Raw genomic sequence first — 14669 nt, 5'->3', positions numbered from 1 at the left:
CGATCGCAGTCGATCTTACGTAGGAGCCCTACCCCGTACTATCCGGAAAATGCCGACTTCAACAGCTCGCCTATCCATATCCTGCGATAAGAAAAGGTACCCGCCGGGAGGCGCTTGAATAGTGCGGAAAACCGTCAGGCATCGAGCACGAGACGCCCGCTTCTGGCGCGTGAAATGCAGATCTGGATCACATTGCCGGCCGCGCGTTCTGCCCTGGTCTGGCAGCTATCGCGGTGATCGGCTTCGCCATCGACCAGGCCGACCGTGCAGACGCCGCAGTCGCCGCGCCTGCAGTCGTACATCGGATCCAGGCCAGCGGCGATCATCGCGTCGAGGATGGTCTCGTGCGCGCCCACCTGCACCGTGCAGCCCGATTGCAGCAGCTCGACCTCGAACGGCGCATCCCCCGCCTCCGCCACCGCTTCGGCGAACAGTTCGTAGCGCACCATGTCCGGCGCCCAGCCCAGCTTCTGCGCGTTCTCGCGCACAGCGGTGATCATGCCTTTTGGACCGCACACATACAGTGGCTGCGAAGGCCGACAGGCGCCCAAGAGCAGCGCCAGGTCGAGCCGGCGTTCGGCATCGTCGCCGTACAGCGTCAAAGCACTGCCGGCCAGCGCCTGCAGTTCCGACACCAGCGCCAGGCCCGCCACGCTGCGGCCGCTGTAATGCAGCGCATAGCGCTTGCCGGTGCCTTGCAACACCGCCGCCATCGATGCCAGGGGCGTCACGCCGATGCCGCCTGCGATCAGGACCACGTCGTCGTCTGTCTCCTTCAGACCAAAGGCATTGCGCGGCGCGCCCACGCGCAGCCGCTGGCCGACTTGGATCGCGGTGTGCAGATAGAGCGAGCCGCCACGCCCGCCGGTGGCGCTGCTTTCGCGCCGCACGGCGATCACGTATTCCAGCGGTGCGGCGCAGGCTGCGTGATCGAAGTCGATCAGCGAGTAGTGGCGCCACGCGTGCTGGCCCTCGACCTGCACTTGCACCTTGATGTGGGCACCGGCCTGGTAGCCCGGCAGCGCCGCGCCGTCGGGTGCGCGCAGGCGGATCAGGATGATCTCGGGCGTGAGTGCGCTCACCTTCTCCACTTCAAGCAGCATCTCGCCGGCTTCGATCGTGTTCATGGCGCCTCCGCTTGCGCGAACCAGGTACGCGGCGAGATGCCGCGATCCGGGCCGAGAATCGAAAAGCCACCGTCGACCGGCAGATCTATGCCAGTGATCCAGGACGCCGCCTCGGACGCGAGGAACGCCACCGCATTGCCCACCTCATGACCGTCGCCAACGCGTCCCAATGGATGAAACGGCGCCGCCACCGCATCGGCCGTGGCGCGCGAATCGCCGCTCATCGCAGCAATCGCGGGCGACCAGGTCCATGCTGGCGAGACGGCCACCACGCGAATCCCGCGCGGCGCCAGCGTCACGGCCAGGCTTTTGGTCAGTTGCAGAAGCGCAGCCTTGGACGCCGGATACAGTGCGCGGCCGGCGGCGCCGAACTTGCCGCCGGTGCTGCCCAAGTTGACGATTACGCCACCCCGCCCCATGTGCGGTACGGCCTTCTGGGTGAAGATCGCGGCCGAGATCAGGTTCACGCCCAGTGTCTGGTGCCACTCTTCGCGGCTCGAATCGATGCCGTGATCGAGATAGACGCAGGCGCTGTTGACGAGGATGTCCAGGCGTCCGAAGCGTACCAGCGCCAGGTCGATGCAGCGCTCGATGTCTTCATCACGCTCGATGTCGGTAGCGCAGTACAGCGCACCGGCGGCGCCGCCAGCGAGCAATTCGGCGGCCAGTGCGCGGCCGGCATCGGCTTCGTGACCGAGCAGCACGACGGCGGCGCCGCTGGAGGCGAGCGCACGCGCGATGTCGGCGCCGACGCCCTGGGTGCTGCCGCTAACGATGGCCACCTTGCCGGCAAGGGCCGCAAGTGGCAGGGAAGATGGGATCATGGTGAAGCCTTTCGGGTGAGATGGGCCAGCGTGGTGGCGCCGTCGCAGACCGTAGCGATCAGGCGCATGCTCGCTAGCGACGCGTCATGCGCCTCCGGCGCGCCGGCCGCACAGGCGTCGCTGTTGACGAGCACCTCGAAGCCGGCATCCACCGCGTGCCGCACGGTTGTCTCTACCACCGAATGGGTCGCCACGCCGGCGACGACCAGGCGACGTACCCCTAGCGCCTGCAGTACGACGTTCAGCGACGAGCCATAAAAGGCATTGATGCGGGCGTGCTTTACGACGAACTCGCCGGGGAGTGGTTCGAGGCCGTCATGAAACCGCGCGCCCCAGGTATCTTCAATCACGGCGCCGCTTGCGGCGACGTTGCGAAAGATTGGGGCGTTCTGCAACAGGTCGGCATAGTCCGGCCGGTACGCCACCCGCACGTGCACGACTGGCACGCCGCAGGCGCGCGAAGCGCCGATCATGGCACGCGCCGCTGCGATCACGCCGGCGCGGCGCGTGCTGCCTTCACGGAGACCGACCTTGATCTTGCCGTCTTCATGCAGCACGTCGTTCTGGTAGTGCAAGGCTAGCACTGCGGTCATGCGAACACCTGCAGGTTCGAGAACACGGCGTCGCAATTGACCAGGTCAATGCGTTTGAAATGCAGGCGCCAGCTTTCGCCTTCGGGCCGCAGCTTGTAGGTCAGGCTGCCCGAGAGCTGGCGCAGTTCACCATTGCGCCATTCGCTCAGCTGCTGCACCGCGTGCACGACCCAGTTGCCGTCGCGATCACGCCCGGCCACGGTGACATTGCCGACCAGGCGCGCAGTGCGCGTGTGCGGCTGCTGCGACCAGTTGCGAACATTGTTCAGGCGCCGTGTGCGCACTTCGCGCAGCATCTTGCCTTCCCAGACCAGCGAAATATGGTCGTGCGGGCTTTTCTGGCCGTACTGCTGCGGGATCCAGTACATGCCTTCGTCGGTCCACAGTGCCATCCAGGCAGTGAGCTCGCGCGCATCGAGCAGGCGCGCTTCGTGATACAGGAACTGTTCGACGCGGTGTTGGTCTTGCAGCGTGATGGTCAGAGGCAACAGGTCGTCGGTCGAGACATCGAATTCGTCGTCAAGCAGCATGGCAATCGTCCCCGAGTTGTGCGGCACTGCAGGCTTCGACGGCGATCGGGATCGTGGTCCGATTCGACGCCAGCATGTACGTCTTCCAGGCCTTGAACTGATTGCGCATCGGTAGTTCGCTGGTGCCGTTGGTCGACTGCATGCCGCCGTCGACGACGCGATCCTGGCCCGCGTAACGGTGCAGGCTGGTCCACTCGCCGCCGCGCGTCTGGTTGCCCTTCTGGCAACGGTCGTACAGCTCGACGTCATCGGCCATCACGTTCGACGACGGCGAATTGATCACGTTGGCATACATCAGGCTGCGCTTGAACACGGCCTCGGGCGCGCCCTTGAGGCGGAAGGTCTGGATCTCGATCAGCGTCCGGTCGACCGCCATTGGCCGGATCACGCGAAACTGCTGGAACACGGTGTGCGGCGAGCCGCTGCCGTAGATGATCGTGTTGTGGCGATTCTGGCCGAGGATGGCGCTCGCGCGCTCGGCGCCATACGCTTTCTCGAGCACTTCGTAGTGCGCGCGCGTGACGGCATCGGTGTTCGCCGCGCCCGGGTTGAAGATCCCTTCCATATAGCCGTGGCCGTGTTCGTAGGCATGCAGCTCGAGCTTTTCCCAGAAGCTGTATGGCTCGCCGTTGCCGTCCATGATGTGCAGCTCGAGGGGCATCTCGCCCATCTCGGCGGCCTGCTCGCGCGCTGCGACGAACGACGATTCGTGCGTGACCGGCGCGTGCATCGTGTCATGCAGGTTCTCGTAGAACACCTTCCAGTTCGAGGTCTGCATCACGCGGAACACGCCGCCGGCCACTTCCACTTCACCGACCGGTGAGCGGTCGCACAGGTTGTCAATCGACGAGACCACGCCACCCAGAAAGTCCACCAGTTCAGGGCCGCCCGGCGCCTGGCTGGCGAACACGAAGCCACGGTAGCTCTCCACGCGCGCCAGCTGGCGCATCGCAAAATCAGGGTGCTTCGCGTCGAACGCGGTACCTTCGTAGCCGCCCTTCATCGGCGCCGACAGGTGCGCGCCATCGAGCTTGAAGGTCCAGGCGTGGTATGGGCAGCGGAAGAATTTGCCGGCATTGCCGCAGCCGTCCGGCACCAGCTTGGCGCCCTTGTGCGGGCAGCGGTTGTACAGCACGTACACTTTTTTATCGCTGGCGCGCACCATGACCACGTCCTGGTCGCCAATGCGGGTGGCGTGGTAGTCGCCGAGATTGGGCACCTGGCTGTCGTGGCCAACGTATATCCAGGCCTGGCCATAAATGCGGTCCATCTCGAGCTGATACAGCGCCGGATCGGTGTAGACCGATTTGTGCACGCTGTCGGCGCGCACCAGTTGCGCGATGCGTTCATTGGTGTAAGACATCGGGTGGTTCCTCACTCTCTTCAGTTCATCCTGCAGCTGACCGCGAACGGGTCGCTGTAGTCCTTCATAATCGTGCCGACGATCTTGTTGTCCAGCTGTCCCTGCGCGTTGGGACCCACCTGACGCATGTAGAAGCTCTGGATCGGATACTGGTTGGTGTTGAACTTGAAGCTGCCGCGCACCGACTGGAAGTTGGCCGCGCGCAGCGCACGCCGCAGCGCGTCCTTGTCTTCGATGTTGCCCTTGACGTCGCGCACCGCGCCATCGAGCAGCATGCCGGCGTCATAGCCCTGGGCCGCGTACATCGTCGGGATGCGGCCATGCAGCTTCTTGAAGTCGGCCACGAAGCGGCGGTTGGCCGCGTTATCGAGGTCGGTCGACCACTGCGAGGCGTTGAGCAGGCCCGTCATCGAAGCGCCGACACCCTTGATGGTGTCCTGGTCGCCCGAAAAACCCGGCGTGTAGATCGACAGCGTCTTGTTCAGGCCCACGCCCGCCATCTGCTTGAGGAATGCGCCCCCCATGCCTCCAGGCAGGAAAAAGAACACGGCGTCGGCGCCGGATGCGCGCAGCTGCGCCAGTTCGGCCGAGAAGTCCAGCTGCCCCATCTTGACGTAGCGTTCATCGGCCAGCGCGCCCTTGTAGAAGCGCTTGAAGCCGGTGAGCGACTCGCGCCCGCCCGGATAGTTCGCGCCAATCAGGAACACCTTCTTGTGGCCCCTCCCGGTCACGTACTTGCCCATCGCGGCGGGCAAGTCCTCGTTCTGCCACGACACCACGTAGAAGTTCTTGTTGCACTTGGCTCCGGCGTAGTCGGCCGGGCCGGTGTTAGCCGACAGATAGACGGTGTCATTGGCCAGGATGCTCGGAAGGACTGGCAGCAGCACGTTGGAGAACACGGTGCCGGTCATCACGTCGACCTTGTCGCGCTTGAGCAGGCGCTGGGTTTCCTGGCGCCCAACGTCGGGGCTCATCTGGTCATCGCGCACGGTGAGCTCGACCGGCAAGCCGCCGAGCTTGCCGCCGGAATGCTTGATCGCCAGCTCGAAGCCATCGCGAATATCGGCGCCGAGCGCGCCGCCGGGCCCGGACAAGGTACTCAGGAAGCCGACCTTGATCTGGTCGGCGGCATACGCGGTGGTGCAGCACAGGGCGGACATCACCGTAGCAACTGAGGCGGCTTTCAACGACGTAGGGTTCATGCGGGTTTCCTGTAAGAGTCACATGCGAAGACGGCGTGGGCGATGGGAAAGGCACGCGCCGGCCAAGGAAGAACTTGCTGCTGGAAACCACTATAGGACGGCGGAATGGGTGCGACTATCCGATTTCGGCAGTGCAGCAAAGGAAAAAATGGGCGGGAAGAGTGAGCGCAAAATGCGGATATTCCGCGCCGAGCGACGCGGAAAAGAAACGGCCAGTGTTTCCACCGGCCATTCTGGCTTAGCTCATGCTACGAATCGTATCCCGAGCGTCCGATCGCCAGACGACAGGTTGGCTGACTCCAGGTTTTGGGACATACCCCGTTCGGACTAAAGGAGCTGAACCGCCTGGCTATGGCTGTCCTTGACGGTCGAAGCCCTGGGCGATTTTTTCTATTCCGGCGTTGCCTGGAGCCGCCCGATGAAGTTGTTCGATCGTGAGATTGGTTGGCGGCTCGTTCGGGCGAGACGACGAAGACATCCAGACAACGAGGCCAACAATGGCTGCAAGCACGGAGTAGAAGCGGAGCGCCGACATGATATTTCCCTTTCGAAGAATGTCCACCAGACAGGCTCCCAAGCTACTCCTGCAGCACGCGCATTTAATCGTCCGTTCGGACGAGACAGTCAGGCGCAGTGCCGGATGGCCGGCGTTCACGCTCTGGCACGCCCTGCTCCTGCTGATCTGCAATGCAGGATCGCGCCGCGATGCGTTACGGCAGGATGAAATCACTAACGGACGCCACTACTGTATATTTATACAGTATCATGTCTACTGTTCGGTTATTGACGAGAAGCAGCATGACGACATGGCGCGCGGCGAGGACTGTTTACACCAGTGTTCCATCCGATTTTCCACAGGAACCCGGCGGCACGCCACTGAATCGCTGCCTGAACTGGAATATATGCGAGGAGCTGGCGCTGCACCTCGCGAGCGAATGCGCTCAAGTCCAGGCAGAGGCGGATCAGTCTGCAAGGCCAATCGATGTACTGCTGAAAGCGTACCTTGTTGTCGAAACGCTTGGCTGGGGCGAGCCACCTTTACTGCGGTGGGTAGTCCGGCGCGTCGCGGCCCTGCTGAACTGGCCGGTGCCGGACATTGCCCGACAACTATGAGCACAGACGCCTGGTTTGGTATGTCCATGCCAGGGTCGACTTCAACTTCATTTACAGAGGATTAATTATGAACTTCAGCCTGAATTTTCTGGAACACAACGTCTCCGTTGCCGAGGATACATGGACCGCTTTGGCTACGACAGGTAGCGATGTTTCGCTTGCAAATGTTCGGGCAACGATCATGGGCGTTTTAGAGCGGAACGGTAGCTTTACTGTGGAAGACAGTAATGACCAGGTTGTGCGACGCATTGAGACCTCTGCTGAATTTGAAGGATTCATGCAAGAAGTCGAAATGCAGCGCAAACAGTTCCAACAGGATCAAGCGCTATAACGGTGCAGGTGAACGTTCGACACTGACCAATAGCGCACAGGAGTCGGCCGTTTTTGGCCGAGTGCTGACCAGGTACGATCCGCTCTCGGGCAAACGCCGGTTTTATCCCCGGCCAAGCGCATCGCCGACGGCGGCGTGGCTCAGCGCCACTTGCGCGGCATCCTCCTGCAACAGCCGCAGCCGCCGTTGCAGCGGCGCCCAGCCGGGCCAGTCCGCGATCCAGGTCGTCCGCTGTTCGGTCGGTGCCGGGACGACATCGCGGGCCGGGGCCAGGCTGCCGGCGACCCGCGCGAACATGCCCTCGAGTGCCGTCTCGACTTCAGCCGCCGGCACCTTATCGGGGTAACGCTGCAGGAGCAGGCGCAGCGCCGCGATGTGGGCCACCAGCACGTAGTTCTGTACGATGAACCCGTTCAGCTCGGCGGACGCACGGCGCTTGGCCGCCGGCTCGTCCAGCATGCGTCCAAGCGCCGCGCCGAGGGTTGCGAGGCTATCCATGACCTGCTTGCGGCTGACGCGATATTCAATATCGTCGCCGGTGCGTTTCAGGAGCAGGTCGGCAGCCGCAGCCATGTACTTGCGGTTGGCGTCCAGCACCGCATCCACCAGGCGTGGCAAATTCTGGTACTCCCAGTTTGGCAGCACATAGCTGAAGAAGGTCGCGATCAGGGTGCCCAGCACCGTGTCGAGCAGGCGCTCGCCGATGCCGCTGCCGCCCTGCGGCACCGTCAGGCCGATCAGCAACAGCGCCTGCACGCTGGCGGCGATTGCCGTGTAGCGGTATTTGATGGACAGGAAGGCCGCCCCCGCCACCGTCGCGACGAACATGAAGCCCATCAGCAGCGCCGGCGAGTGGACGACATGCAGGATCACGGCGGTGATCATGCAGCCAATCAGCGTACCGATGAAGCGGTCGGCGCGGCGCTGGCGCGTCATGCTGAAGCTCGGTTTCAGGATCACGGCGATGGTGAGCGCGGTCCAGTAGCCATGCGAGGTCCAGGGGAGCCAGCGCGACGACACGAGGCCGACCGAAATCGCCATCGCCACCCGCAGCGCGAAGCGAAAGACCGGCGAACTCCACCGCAGGTTGGCCAGCAGCATGCCGATGCTGTAGCGCTGCTGGGTGAGAAAAGGCGTCATGTCCGAATAGGGAACCATCGGCAGCGCGCCATAGGGCGCGCGGCTCGCGGCGTGCAGGCGCGCGATCATCGCGATCACCTCGCGGATCTTGTTGGCCGTGGCGCGCAGCGCCGCCTGCGCGTCGGCACCGTCGCCCTCTCCCGCTTCCAGCTCGCGCAGCACGGTGTCGAGCGCGCGCAGTTCGCTTTCGTAATCGACCGGGGAACGCGACGGCTGGTCGCGCGTCATCGCATACGCCACCGCCTCGATGTCGCGCGCCGCCTTGCCGATCAGGTCCCCCAGCAGAGGCAGGATGGGACCGCTGGCGAAATGCTGGCGCAGCGCGCCGTAGTCGGTGTCGGTCGACAGGACCAGCTCGTACAGGTCGAACATGGCGTAGTGCACCTGCACCAGGATCGCCTCGCCTGGCGTGGGCTTGCCGCGCAGGATCAGGTCGCGCGACGCCTGCTGGCGCTCGGCCAATATGCTTTGCTCGCGTACCAGCTTCTCCATCTGCCGCGGCAGGCTGGTGGCCATGTCGTAGCAGCCCGCCTTGAGGTTGGTATAGACCGCCAGCTCATACAGCGCCTCGGCCAGCACCTGCTGCTTGAGGCGGCGCTGCAGGCGCCACACCACCACCATCGCATACGCCATGTAACCGGCGCCCCCTAGAAAAAACAGCGCGCCGTGCTGCAGCGCCTGCAGCGGCGTGCTTGGGGCTTCGCTCGAGAGCATCATCACGAACAGCGCCGCGAACTGAAGCGGCATCGCCTTCCTGCCGTAGACCACCATCATGCTGGAGAGGAAAGAGACCAGCACGATCACGGTATACAGCAGCCACCCTACTTGCGAACTCAGGCTGACCAGCAGCGCAACGACCGAGCACAGGAGCACCCCGGCCAGCATTTCGTTGAACTTGTGGCGCAAGGGACTGGGCATGTCCATCAGGCTGGTGCAAAGGGCGCCCATGGCGACGGCGACCGCAGTTGGCAGGTCGGCGATCGCATAGGCCAGGAAAGTGAGGCCGAGGATGCCGGTGGCGATGCGCAGGCCGGTGTAGAAGTAGTGGCTGAAGAGGAAGGTGCGGGGAGCGAGGGCGTAGTGCATGGGGTGGGTCGCTCGCTTTCGTGGCGTGGATGGCGCGACTTGGATTGATGAGTTGATTATAGCGGTGCTGGCGGGCGTCGGTCGCCGGCTTCGGCTTGCTGAGCGAACTGTTATCCTGAAGCTTTAACAGCGCCACTAGCCGCCTGATGTCTACCCATTTCTACGAGCCTCGCAACGGCCACGGACTTCCCCATGATCCTTTCAACGCGATCGTTGGGCCGCGTCCGATCGGCTGGATATCTTCCCTCGGCAGCAACGGCATACCCAATCTTGCGCCTTACAGTTTTTTCAATGCCTTCAACTATGTCCCGCCGATCGTCGGATTTGCCAGCATTGGGGCGAAAGACACGCTGCGCAACGTGCAGGAGACTGGGGAATTCGTGTGGAACCTCGCCACCCAATCTTTGGCGGAGGCGATGAACAGCACATGCGCAGCAGTGCCGCCGGAGACGGACGAATTCGCCCTGGCCGGCCTGACGCCGCAAGCTTCGCGATTGGTCAAAGCGCCGCGCGTGGCCGAAAGCCCGGTAGCGTTCGAGTGCAGAGTGACGCAGGTCGTCCAACTGCAGCGCGCGAACGGCGACACGGTACCGACCTGGCTCGTACTGGGTGAAGTGGTGGGAATACACATTGCGAACGCGCTGCTCAGGGATGGCATTTACGACACCGCCGCGGCCGGCCATATCCTGCGCGGCGGTGGTCCGGCCGATTATTTTACGATCGGGGCGGAGCAGCTGTTTCGGATGCACCGACCGCGCTGAGGACCGTGCCGCCACCCTACTATGCCTTAGAGAAATATCTCACATCACCACAAAAAATTGGCGCGTGATGGTGCGCTGCACAATAATTGCTCTGTCTCCTCTATAACCCTTCAAGAAAATAGACTCAGCTCGCTAGTTCGCTAGCGGGCTTTTCCCCAATAGCTCAACAACTTGCGGGAAGTGCGAAGCAATGCCATGAAAGCAAGTCCAAGCAGCCCGAAAAGTGGTTAGCGGCAACAGCGCTGTCTGGCAGACCTATCCCAGCGCTTCCTCGATACAGCAGCTCACTATCCACTCTAGAATCAAAGGACTGAATATGAATAAATCAATAGCACTTTTCTGCTTCGCGCTCTGCACCGGTATCGGCTCCGGAGCCCAGGCCGCAAACAACAGCGACGCCTTCTGCACTCAACTCTCTTCCGACATCGCTGCTCAGAGCGCCCTCTTCCTGAAGGTGGCCGGCGGTGCGCCGGAGCTGACCGACATGACGCCGTCGGCCCCTGCAGCCGTGCTTCAACGCGTCCACGGAAAAGATGTTGCACTGCATAATATTGCCAATGAAATCTGGTCGTTGCGCACGCGCATGGCCTATTTCGGTTGCACCCAGGCCAAGGCGTTCGCTTACTGAGCGGTATTCGCCGACTGCTCCAGCAGTTGGGCCAGCCGGTTGAGTCGATCGGCTTGATAAAGTAATGGAAGTGCGGAAGCGGCAGACCGTGGGGCACCGGGCTGCTGCGCGGCGCGTGCTGCCAGGCCACGGAATGAGAAAGCAGCGGACTCTGCCCTCGATCGTGCGATTGTGGGTCAGGCGCGAAGAGGATGCCAAGCAAAGCAGGCCACGGACATGCTTGCCTAAAAGGCAACGCGCAGTTTGTTTTTGCCTTGCCAGCCTTTCGCCTCGATTGCACGGTCCGTTACAAACGGTTTCGATTGAAACGTTTACACGCTTTCGCGTGCGCGCCTCAGCAAGTAGTCTATTGGGGTTCAGCATGAGCCACCGCGCGGCGCAGCAGGCCCGCGGTCGGCCGAACGCTATTTCCTCAAACGGAGTCTTCCTTGTCCGAATCAAAAATTCCCACCCCGGCGACGGTCATCAAAATCATCGGTGTCGGCGGTGCCGGCGGTAATGCCGTCAACCATATGGCGCCGTCCGGACTGTCCACCTTCGAATTCATCTGCGCGAATACGGACGCGCAAGCCTTGTCGAATACCCAGACCGAAAAACGCATCCAGCTTGGCGAAAGCGGCCTTGGCGCCGGCAGCGACCCGATGGTCGGACGCGAAAGCGCCATCCGCGAACGCGCGCTCATCGCCGACGCGCTCAAGGGGGCCGACATGGTCTTCATCACCGCCGGCATGGGCGGCGGCACCGGCACCGGCGCCGCCCCCGTCGTCGCCGAAGTAGCACGCGAGCTGGGCATCCTGACCGTCGCCGTGGTGTCGAAACCCTTCGAATTCGAAGGTCCGCGGCGCATGCGCGTGGCCGAAGAAGGTATCGCGACACTCGCGCGCTGCGTCGACTCGCTCATCATTGTCCTGAACAGCCGACTCGAGGAAGTCCTGGGTGACGATGTCACGCAAAAGCAGGCGTTTGCCGCCGCCGACGAGGTGTTGAGCAACGCCGTTACCGGCATCGCGGACATCATCGCCGTGCCAGGGATGATCAACGTCGACTTCGAGGACGTCCGCACGGTGATGCGCCAGACCGGCATGGCGATGATGGGAACTGCCCAACACGCCGGCGACGACCGTGCCATCAAGGCGGCCGAGGAGGCAATCGCCTGTCCCCTGCTCGATGGTGCGAACCTGCGCGCCGCGCGCGGGGTGCTGGTCAACATCTCCGCATCCGAGGAAACGCTGAAACTGCGCGAAACCAAGCTCGTGATGAACACGATCTGCTCGCAGACCAACGACGACGCCATCATCAAATTCGGCGCGGTCTTCGACGACACGCTGGGCGACGCCATGCGCGTGACGGTGGTCGCCACCGGCTTGAACCGGCCGAGTGACTTGACGCTTGGTACGAGAAGGTCATCGATTTCACGTCCGGGTGTCCCGCCACAATCGGCCCTGCGACAGGGCGCATTACACGCGCCAGTCCGGGCGGCAGCGGCTCAGCAGGAGATGCGGGCTGGATCGATGTCGCGCCAGTCCGCTTCGGGGTCCCGCGAGGATGCCCAGTAAGGCTGGCGAGCATGCTCAACAAAAAGGCTGCTGATCATCAAGATGATCAACAGCCCATGCGATTACCTATCGAATTCAGTTATTTACTGAATTCCCGTCACTCCCACTCGATGATCAATGGCTGAGCTAATCCTTTGATTGATCGGGAGATCTCATCAATACTCAGCGGTCGATACCACGCGCAGTACCATGCCGGCTCGCCTATAGGTTCGCGCTACCGGACGAGGCACTGCTGGACGTTCCGTCCTCGGTCGTCTTGACCGTTCCCAATGCGGGTTGCCAGGCCGAGCCGATGAAACCCGACTTCTTGCTGCTGCTATCCGATGCACTGTCGCGGGTATCCTGCGCGCTGACGATGCTGACGTCGCGCGCCGCCACCAGCGCGATGTCGGCATCGGCCACGAGATTGCTGGCCTGCACCGACAGATCCCGTCCTGCGATAGCGACGATGCTGTCGCCGCTGAGGGTGCTACCCAACTGGGTGGTACTGTGGACACTGCTGTTTTGCTACTGCCGGGATTGGCTGTGGCCGATGCCCGCCGTCGGACTGAACGAAAAGCCGCTCTTCTTGCTTTGCGCGCTGTGCCGCTCCTCCTCGACCTGCATTGCATTGCCGACCAGCAAGTCACGGCCCGCTGCCAGCGTCAGAGCTTTGTTCGTCAGGACCTCGCTGTCATTGATCTTGACGTCGTTACCCGCGTTGATGGCAACCGAGCCCCCGGTCACGCTGCTGCCGACGACCGTGGTGCTGGCCAGGTAATCGCTGGCGCTGCTGCTGCTTTTTCCTGAGGGCGCTGCTCGATTCCCGGTGCGACGCAACGTCGAGCAGGTGCTTCCCTGCGCTCCTTCGATGTTGACGTCGCCACTGGCGCTGATCGGCACGGCGCCGCCTGCCGCACCCCGCTCGCGCTCAGCGTCAGCGTCAGCGTCAGCGAGGCAGTTTCGGTGATGCCCGCGCGCAGTTTCAAATCGCCGCTTGCCCCGATGCTGGAACCAACGTCGGTCTGGTTTTCGTAGCCCCGCTTGTCGTATGTATTACTTGCAGGATCGTTATGCTGGTCGGTCTTGACCTCGTTCGTCACAGAAGCACAGTCAATGCCCGCCCGGCCACTAGAGCGCCGCTACCGCCGGAAACGGAGCCACACGAATAACGGCCTTACGTCACAGGATTGCTAGAATACTCGGGCTAGGCCTAACTGCAGGCCACGAATATGCGCTTATCCATGTCTTTGAACCGCTTAAAATATCATGTGCTGCAACGCGAAGATGTTGTAACAGACTGGCCAATTCACTATCGATAAAATCGGTGTAGGTGCTTGGGACGGGTTTCTCTCCGACAAACAAGAGCAGTTCCCGGCGAGCCTTTAGCAGGTACAAGAACACGTTATACCCACGTAATGGAACCGCGTCCCTATCAAAATATATTATAGCAACACCATCTCTGTCGGCAACAACATCCAAGACATAAGCGCGCGTTTTTAGAATTACTTCATTTGCGTTAAGCTCAACAATTTCCATCTCATATTTTTCAACCACATCCCCCAGGTTGGACTCGACCAAGTCTCTCAAGCGGAAATTTATGGCCATCTAATTAGCGAGCCTCGTGAATTTTTATTAGCCCCCTGTTTCAGCAAGATAGGTCAGATTAAAATCCAAGCTACCGCCTGGCGTAAAGACGGAAATTATCACCCCATCAATTTCATCGCCCACATATTGAAATTTCCCACCTTTTAGATCTACAGCGACTGGGTGCTTCGCAAGCTGATTCCATTCCTCCAAGGAGGGAGCGTCTCTGGCCCATTTTACGCGACCATCTACAAACCGGCAGGTCACGCATTTCCCGTCGATAGATATCTCGGCTGTTGCGCGGCACTGAACCATTTTAAATTTTTCTTCGTCAAGCGCGTCATTCAAATACCGGTTTAGGAGTTATTCATAAGTACCGTCGGATGGAGCTTTGTGAAAAGTGTCCAGTTTTATAAAGCATCAAATTCCGATCGAAAACCAATTCCTCAGGGAACGGCAGGTCCAGATGTAGGACTTGTTTACCACGAACAGATAGTGAATTTTATGGCAAATGACAACGTTAAACATTAAGTCCCTTAGTAGCCTGAGACGCAATTTTTTGTGCGGCGTATAATGCATCAGCTAGCTCAGGATCACTCTCCGCAAACTCTCGGACAGCAAAATGGCCGACAATAATACTCTTTAGACGGGAGCGATTTTTCTCATCTCCGCGCATCACCGACAACAAGTACTCTAACTAAGCAATAGTCGAGGCGAATATCTGGAACTCTGGGGCCTCCCTAGATCGAATATATGCAAGCGCAAGAGCTTTCTCTAATGTTTCTATGGCAGTCACATTCCTATCCTTATTTTCCTGGAGTTGACACAAATGCTGGTTGCCGTGGCAGA

16 protein-coding genes and 1 pseudogene are annotated in these 14669 nt (G+C 61.4%); 5 read left to right on the top strand and 12 right to left on the bottom strand.

Translation table 11 applies throughout. The annotated features are described in order from the left end of the window. Positions 1 to 134: 134 nt before the first annotated feature. Genes ACFPN5_RS05670 through ACFPN5_RS05645 form a run of 6 tightly spaced genes read right to left on the bottom strand, consistent with a single transcriptional unit; the run spans position 135 to position 5639 of the window. Entirely contained in the window at positions 135 to 1127 is a 993-nt protein-coding gene (locus tag ACFPN5_RS05670) for a PDR/VanB family oxidoreductase (protein WP_379781012.1), read from the bottom strand. After that, positions 1124 to 1951, bottom strand: coding sequence for an SDR family oxidoreductase (locus ACFPN5_RS05665; RefSeq protein ID WP_379781010.1), 828 nt, complete (start codon positions 1949 to 1951; stop codon positions 1124 to 1126). The genes ACFPN5_RS05670 and ACFPN5_RS05665 overlap by 4 nt, the downstream gene beginning before the upstream one ends. Further along, positions 1948 to 2544 carry a cysteine hydrolase family protein gene (locus ACFPN5_RS05660; protein WP_379781008.1) on the bottom strand — a complete coding sequence of 199 codons (597 nt, stop codon included), beginning with the start codon at positions 2542 to 2544 and terminating at the stop codon, positions 1948 to 1950. The genes ACFPN5_RS05665 and ACFPN5_RS05660 overlap by 4 nt, the downstream gene beginning before the upstream one ends. After that, a complete protein-coding gene (locus ACFPN5_RS05655) occupies positions 2541 to 3074 on the bottom strand; it encodes an aromatic-ring-hydroxylating dioxygenase subunit beta (RefSeq protein WP_379781006.1) in 534 nt (177 codons plus the stop codon). The genes ACFPN5_RS05660 and ACFPN5_RS05655 overlap by 4 nt, the downstream gene beginning before the upstream one ends. After that, positions 3064 to 4437 (bottom strand): aromatic ring-hydroxylating dioxygenase subunit alpha, encoded by a 1374-nt coding sequence (locus ACFPN5_RS05650; protein WP_379781004.1) that lies wholly within the window; start codon positions 4435 to 4437, stop codon positions 3064 to 3066. Before ACFPN5_RS05650 ends, ACFPN5_RS05655 begins: the two co-directional genes overlap by 11 nt. Positions 4438 to 4457: 20 nt before the next feature. Beyond that, positions 4458 to 5639, bottom strand: coding sequence for an ABC transporter substrate-binding protein (locus ACFPN5_RS05645; RefSeq protein ID WP_379781002.1), 1182 nt, complete (start codon positions 5637 to 5639; stop codon positions 4458 to 4460). Positions 5640 to 6437: 798 nt separating this feature from the next. On the opposite strand from ACFPN5_RS05645, the gene ACFPN5_RS05640 reads away from it, so the two are divergent. Both ACFPN5_RS05640 and ACFPN5_RS05635 read left to right on the top strand, forming a co-directional pair. After that, the gene (locus tag ACFPN5_RS05640; protein WP_379781000.1) at positions 6438 to 6752 is read left to right on the top strand and encodes a hypothetical protein; all 315 of its coding nucleotides are present in this window, start codon (positions 6438 to 6440) and stop codon (positions 6750 to 6752) included. Positions 6753 to 6819: 67 nt separating this feature from the next. Then, entirely contained in the window at positions 6820 to 7083 is a 264-nt protein-coding gene (locus ACFPN5_RS05635) for a hypothetical protein (protein ID WP_379780998.1), read from the top strand. A gap of 102 nt (positions 7084 to 7185) precedes the next feature. Here ACFPN5_RS05635 and ACFPN5_RS05630 read toward each other — a convergent pair whose 3' ends face one another. Continuing rightward, positions 7186 to 9309 (bottom strand): FUSC family protein, encoded by a 2124-nt coding sequence (locus ACFPN5_RS05630; RefSeq protein ID WP_379780996.1) that lies wholly within the window; start codon positions 9307 to 9309, stop codon positions 7186 to 7188. Positions 9310 to 9455: 146 nt separating this feature from the next. On the opposite strand from ACFPN5_RS05630, the gene ACFPN5_RS05625 reads away from it, so the two are divergent. From ACFPN5_RS05625 to ftsZ, 3 genes are all read left to right on the top strand, one after another. Next, positions 9456 to 10070 (top strand): flavin reductase family protein, encoded by a 615-nt coding sequence (locus ACFPN5_RS05625; protein WP_379780994.1) that lies wholly within the window; start codon positions 9456 to 9458, stop codon positions 10068 to 10070. A 316-nt stretch (positions 10071 to 10386) separates the two neighbouring features. Further along, complete coding sequence (locus tag ACFPN5_RS05620; protein WP_379780992.1) at positions 10387 to 10698, top strand: hypothetical protein; 312 nt, start codon at positions 10387 to 10389, stop codon at positions 10696 to 10698. 428 nt (positions 10699 to 11126) lie between these two features. Continuing rightward, the gene (ftsZ, locus tag ACFPN5_RS05615; protein ID WP_379780990.1) at positions 11127 to 12254 is read left to right on the top strand and encodes a cell division protein FtsZ; all 1128 of its coding nucleotides are present in this window, start codon (positions 11127 to 11129) and stop codon (positions 12252 to 12254) included. Between the two features lie 201 nt (positions 12255 to 12455). Here ftsZ and ACFPN5_RS05610 read toward each other — a convergent pair. The 5 genes and pseudogenes from ACFPN5_RS05610 to ACFPN5_RS05590 form a co-directional block, all read right to left on the bottom strand. Continuing rightward, positions 12456 to 12746, bottom strand: a pseudogene (locus tag ACFPN5_RS05610) (hemagglutinin repeat-containing protein); the annotation flags it as partial. A gap of 15 nt (positions 12747 to 12761) precedes the next feature. Continuing rightward, positions 12762 to 13136, bottom strand: a complete 375-nt coding sequence (locus ACFPN5_RS05605; RefSeq protein WP_379780988.1) for a hemagglutinin repeat-containing protein — start codon at positions 13134 to 13136, stop codon at positions 12762 to 12764. Between the two features lie 279 nt (positions 13137 to 13415). Further along, positions 13416 to 13814, bottom strand: a complete 399-nt coding sequence (locus ACFPN5_RS05600) for a hypothetical protein (protein WP_379780986.1) — start codon at positions 13812 to 13814, stop codon at positions 13416 to 13418. Positions 13815 to 13868: 54 nt separating this feature from the next. Continuing rightward, positions 13869 to 14168 carry a hypothetical protein gene (locus ACFPN5_RS05595; RefSeq protein ID WP_379780984.1) on the bottom strand — a complete coding sequence of 100 codons (300 nt, stop codon included), beginning with the start codon at positions 14166 to 14168 and terminating at the stop codon, positions 13869 to 13871. A 172-nt stretch (positions 14169 to 14340) separates the two neighbouring features. Then, positions 14341 to 14505, bottom strand: a complete 165-nt coding sequence (locus ACFPN5_RS05590; protein ID WP_379780982.1) for an immunity protein Tsi6 family protein — start codon at positions 14503 to 14505, stop codon at positions 14341 to 14343. Positions 14506 to 14669 lie beyond the last annotated feature (164 nt).

This window comes from Massilia niabensis, from assembly GCF_042655085.1.
Classification (GTDB): Bacteria; Pseudomonadota; Gammaproteobacteria; order Burkholderiales; family Burkholderiaceae_D; genus Telluria; species Telluria niabensis.
This window is presented reverse-complemented; position numbering and strand designations above follow the sequence as displayed.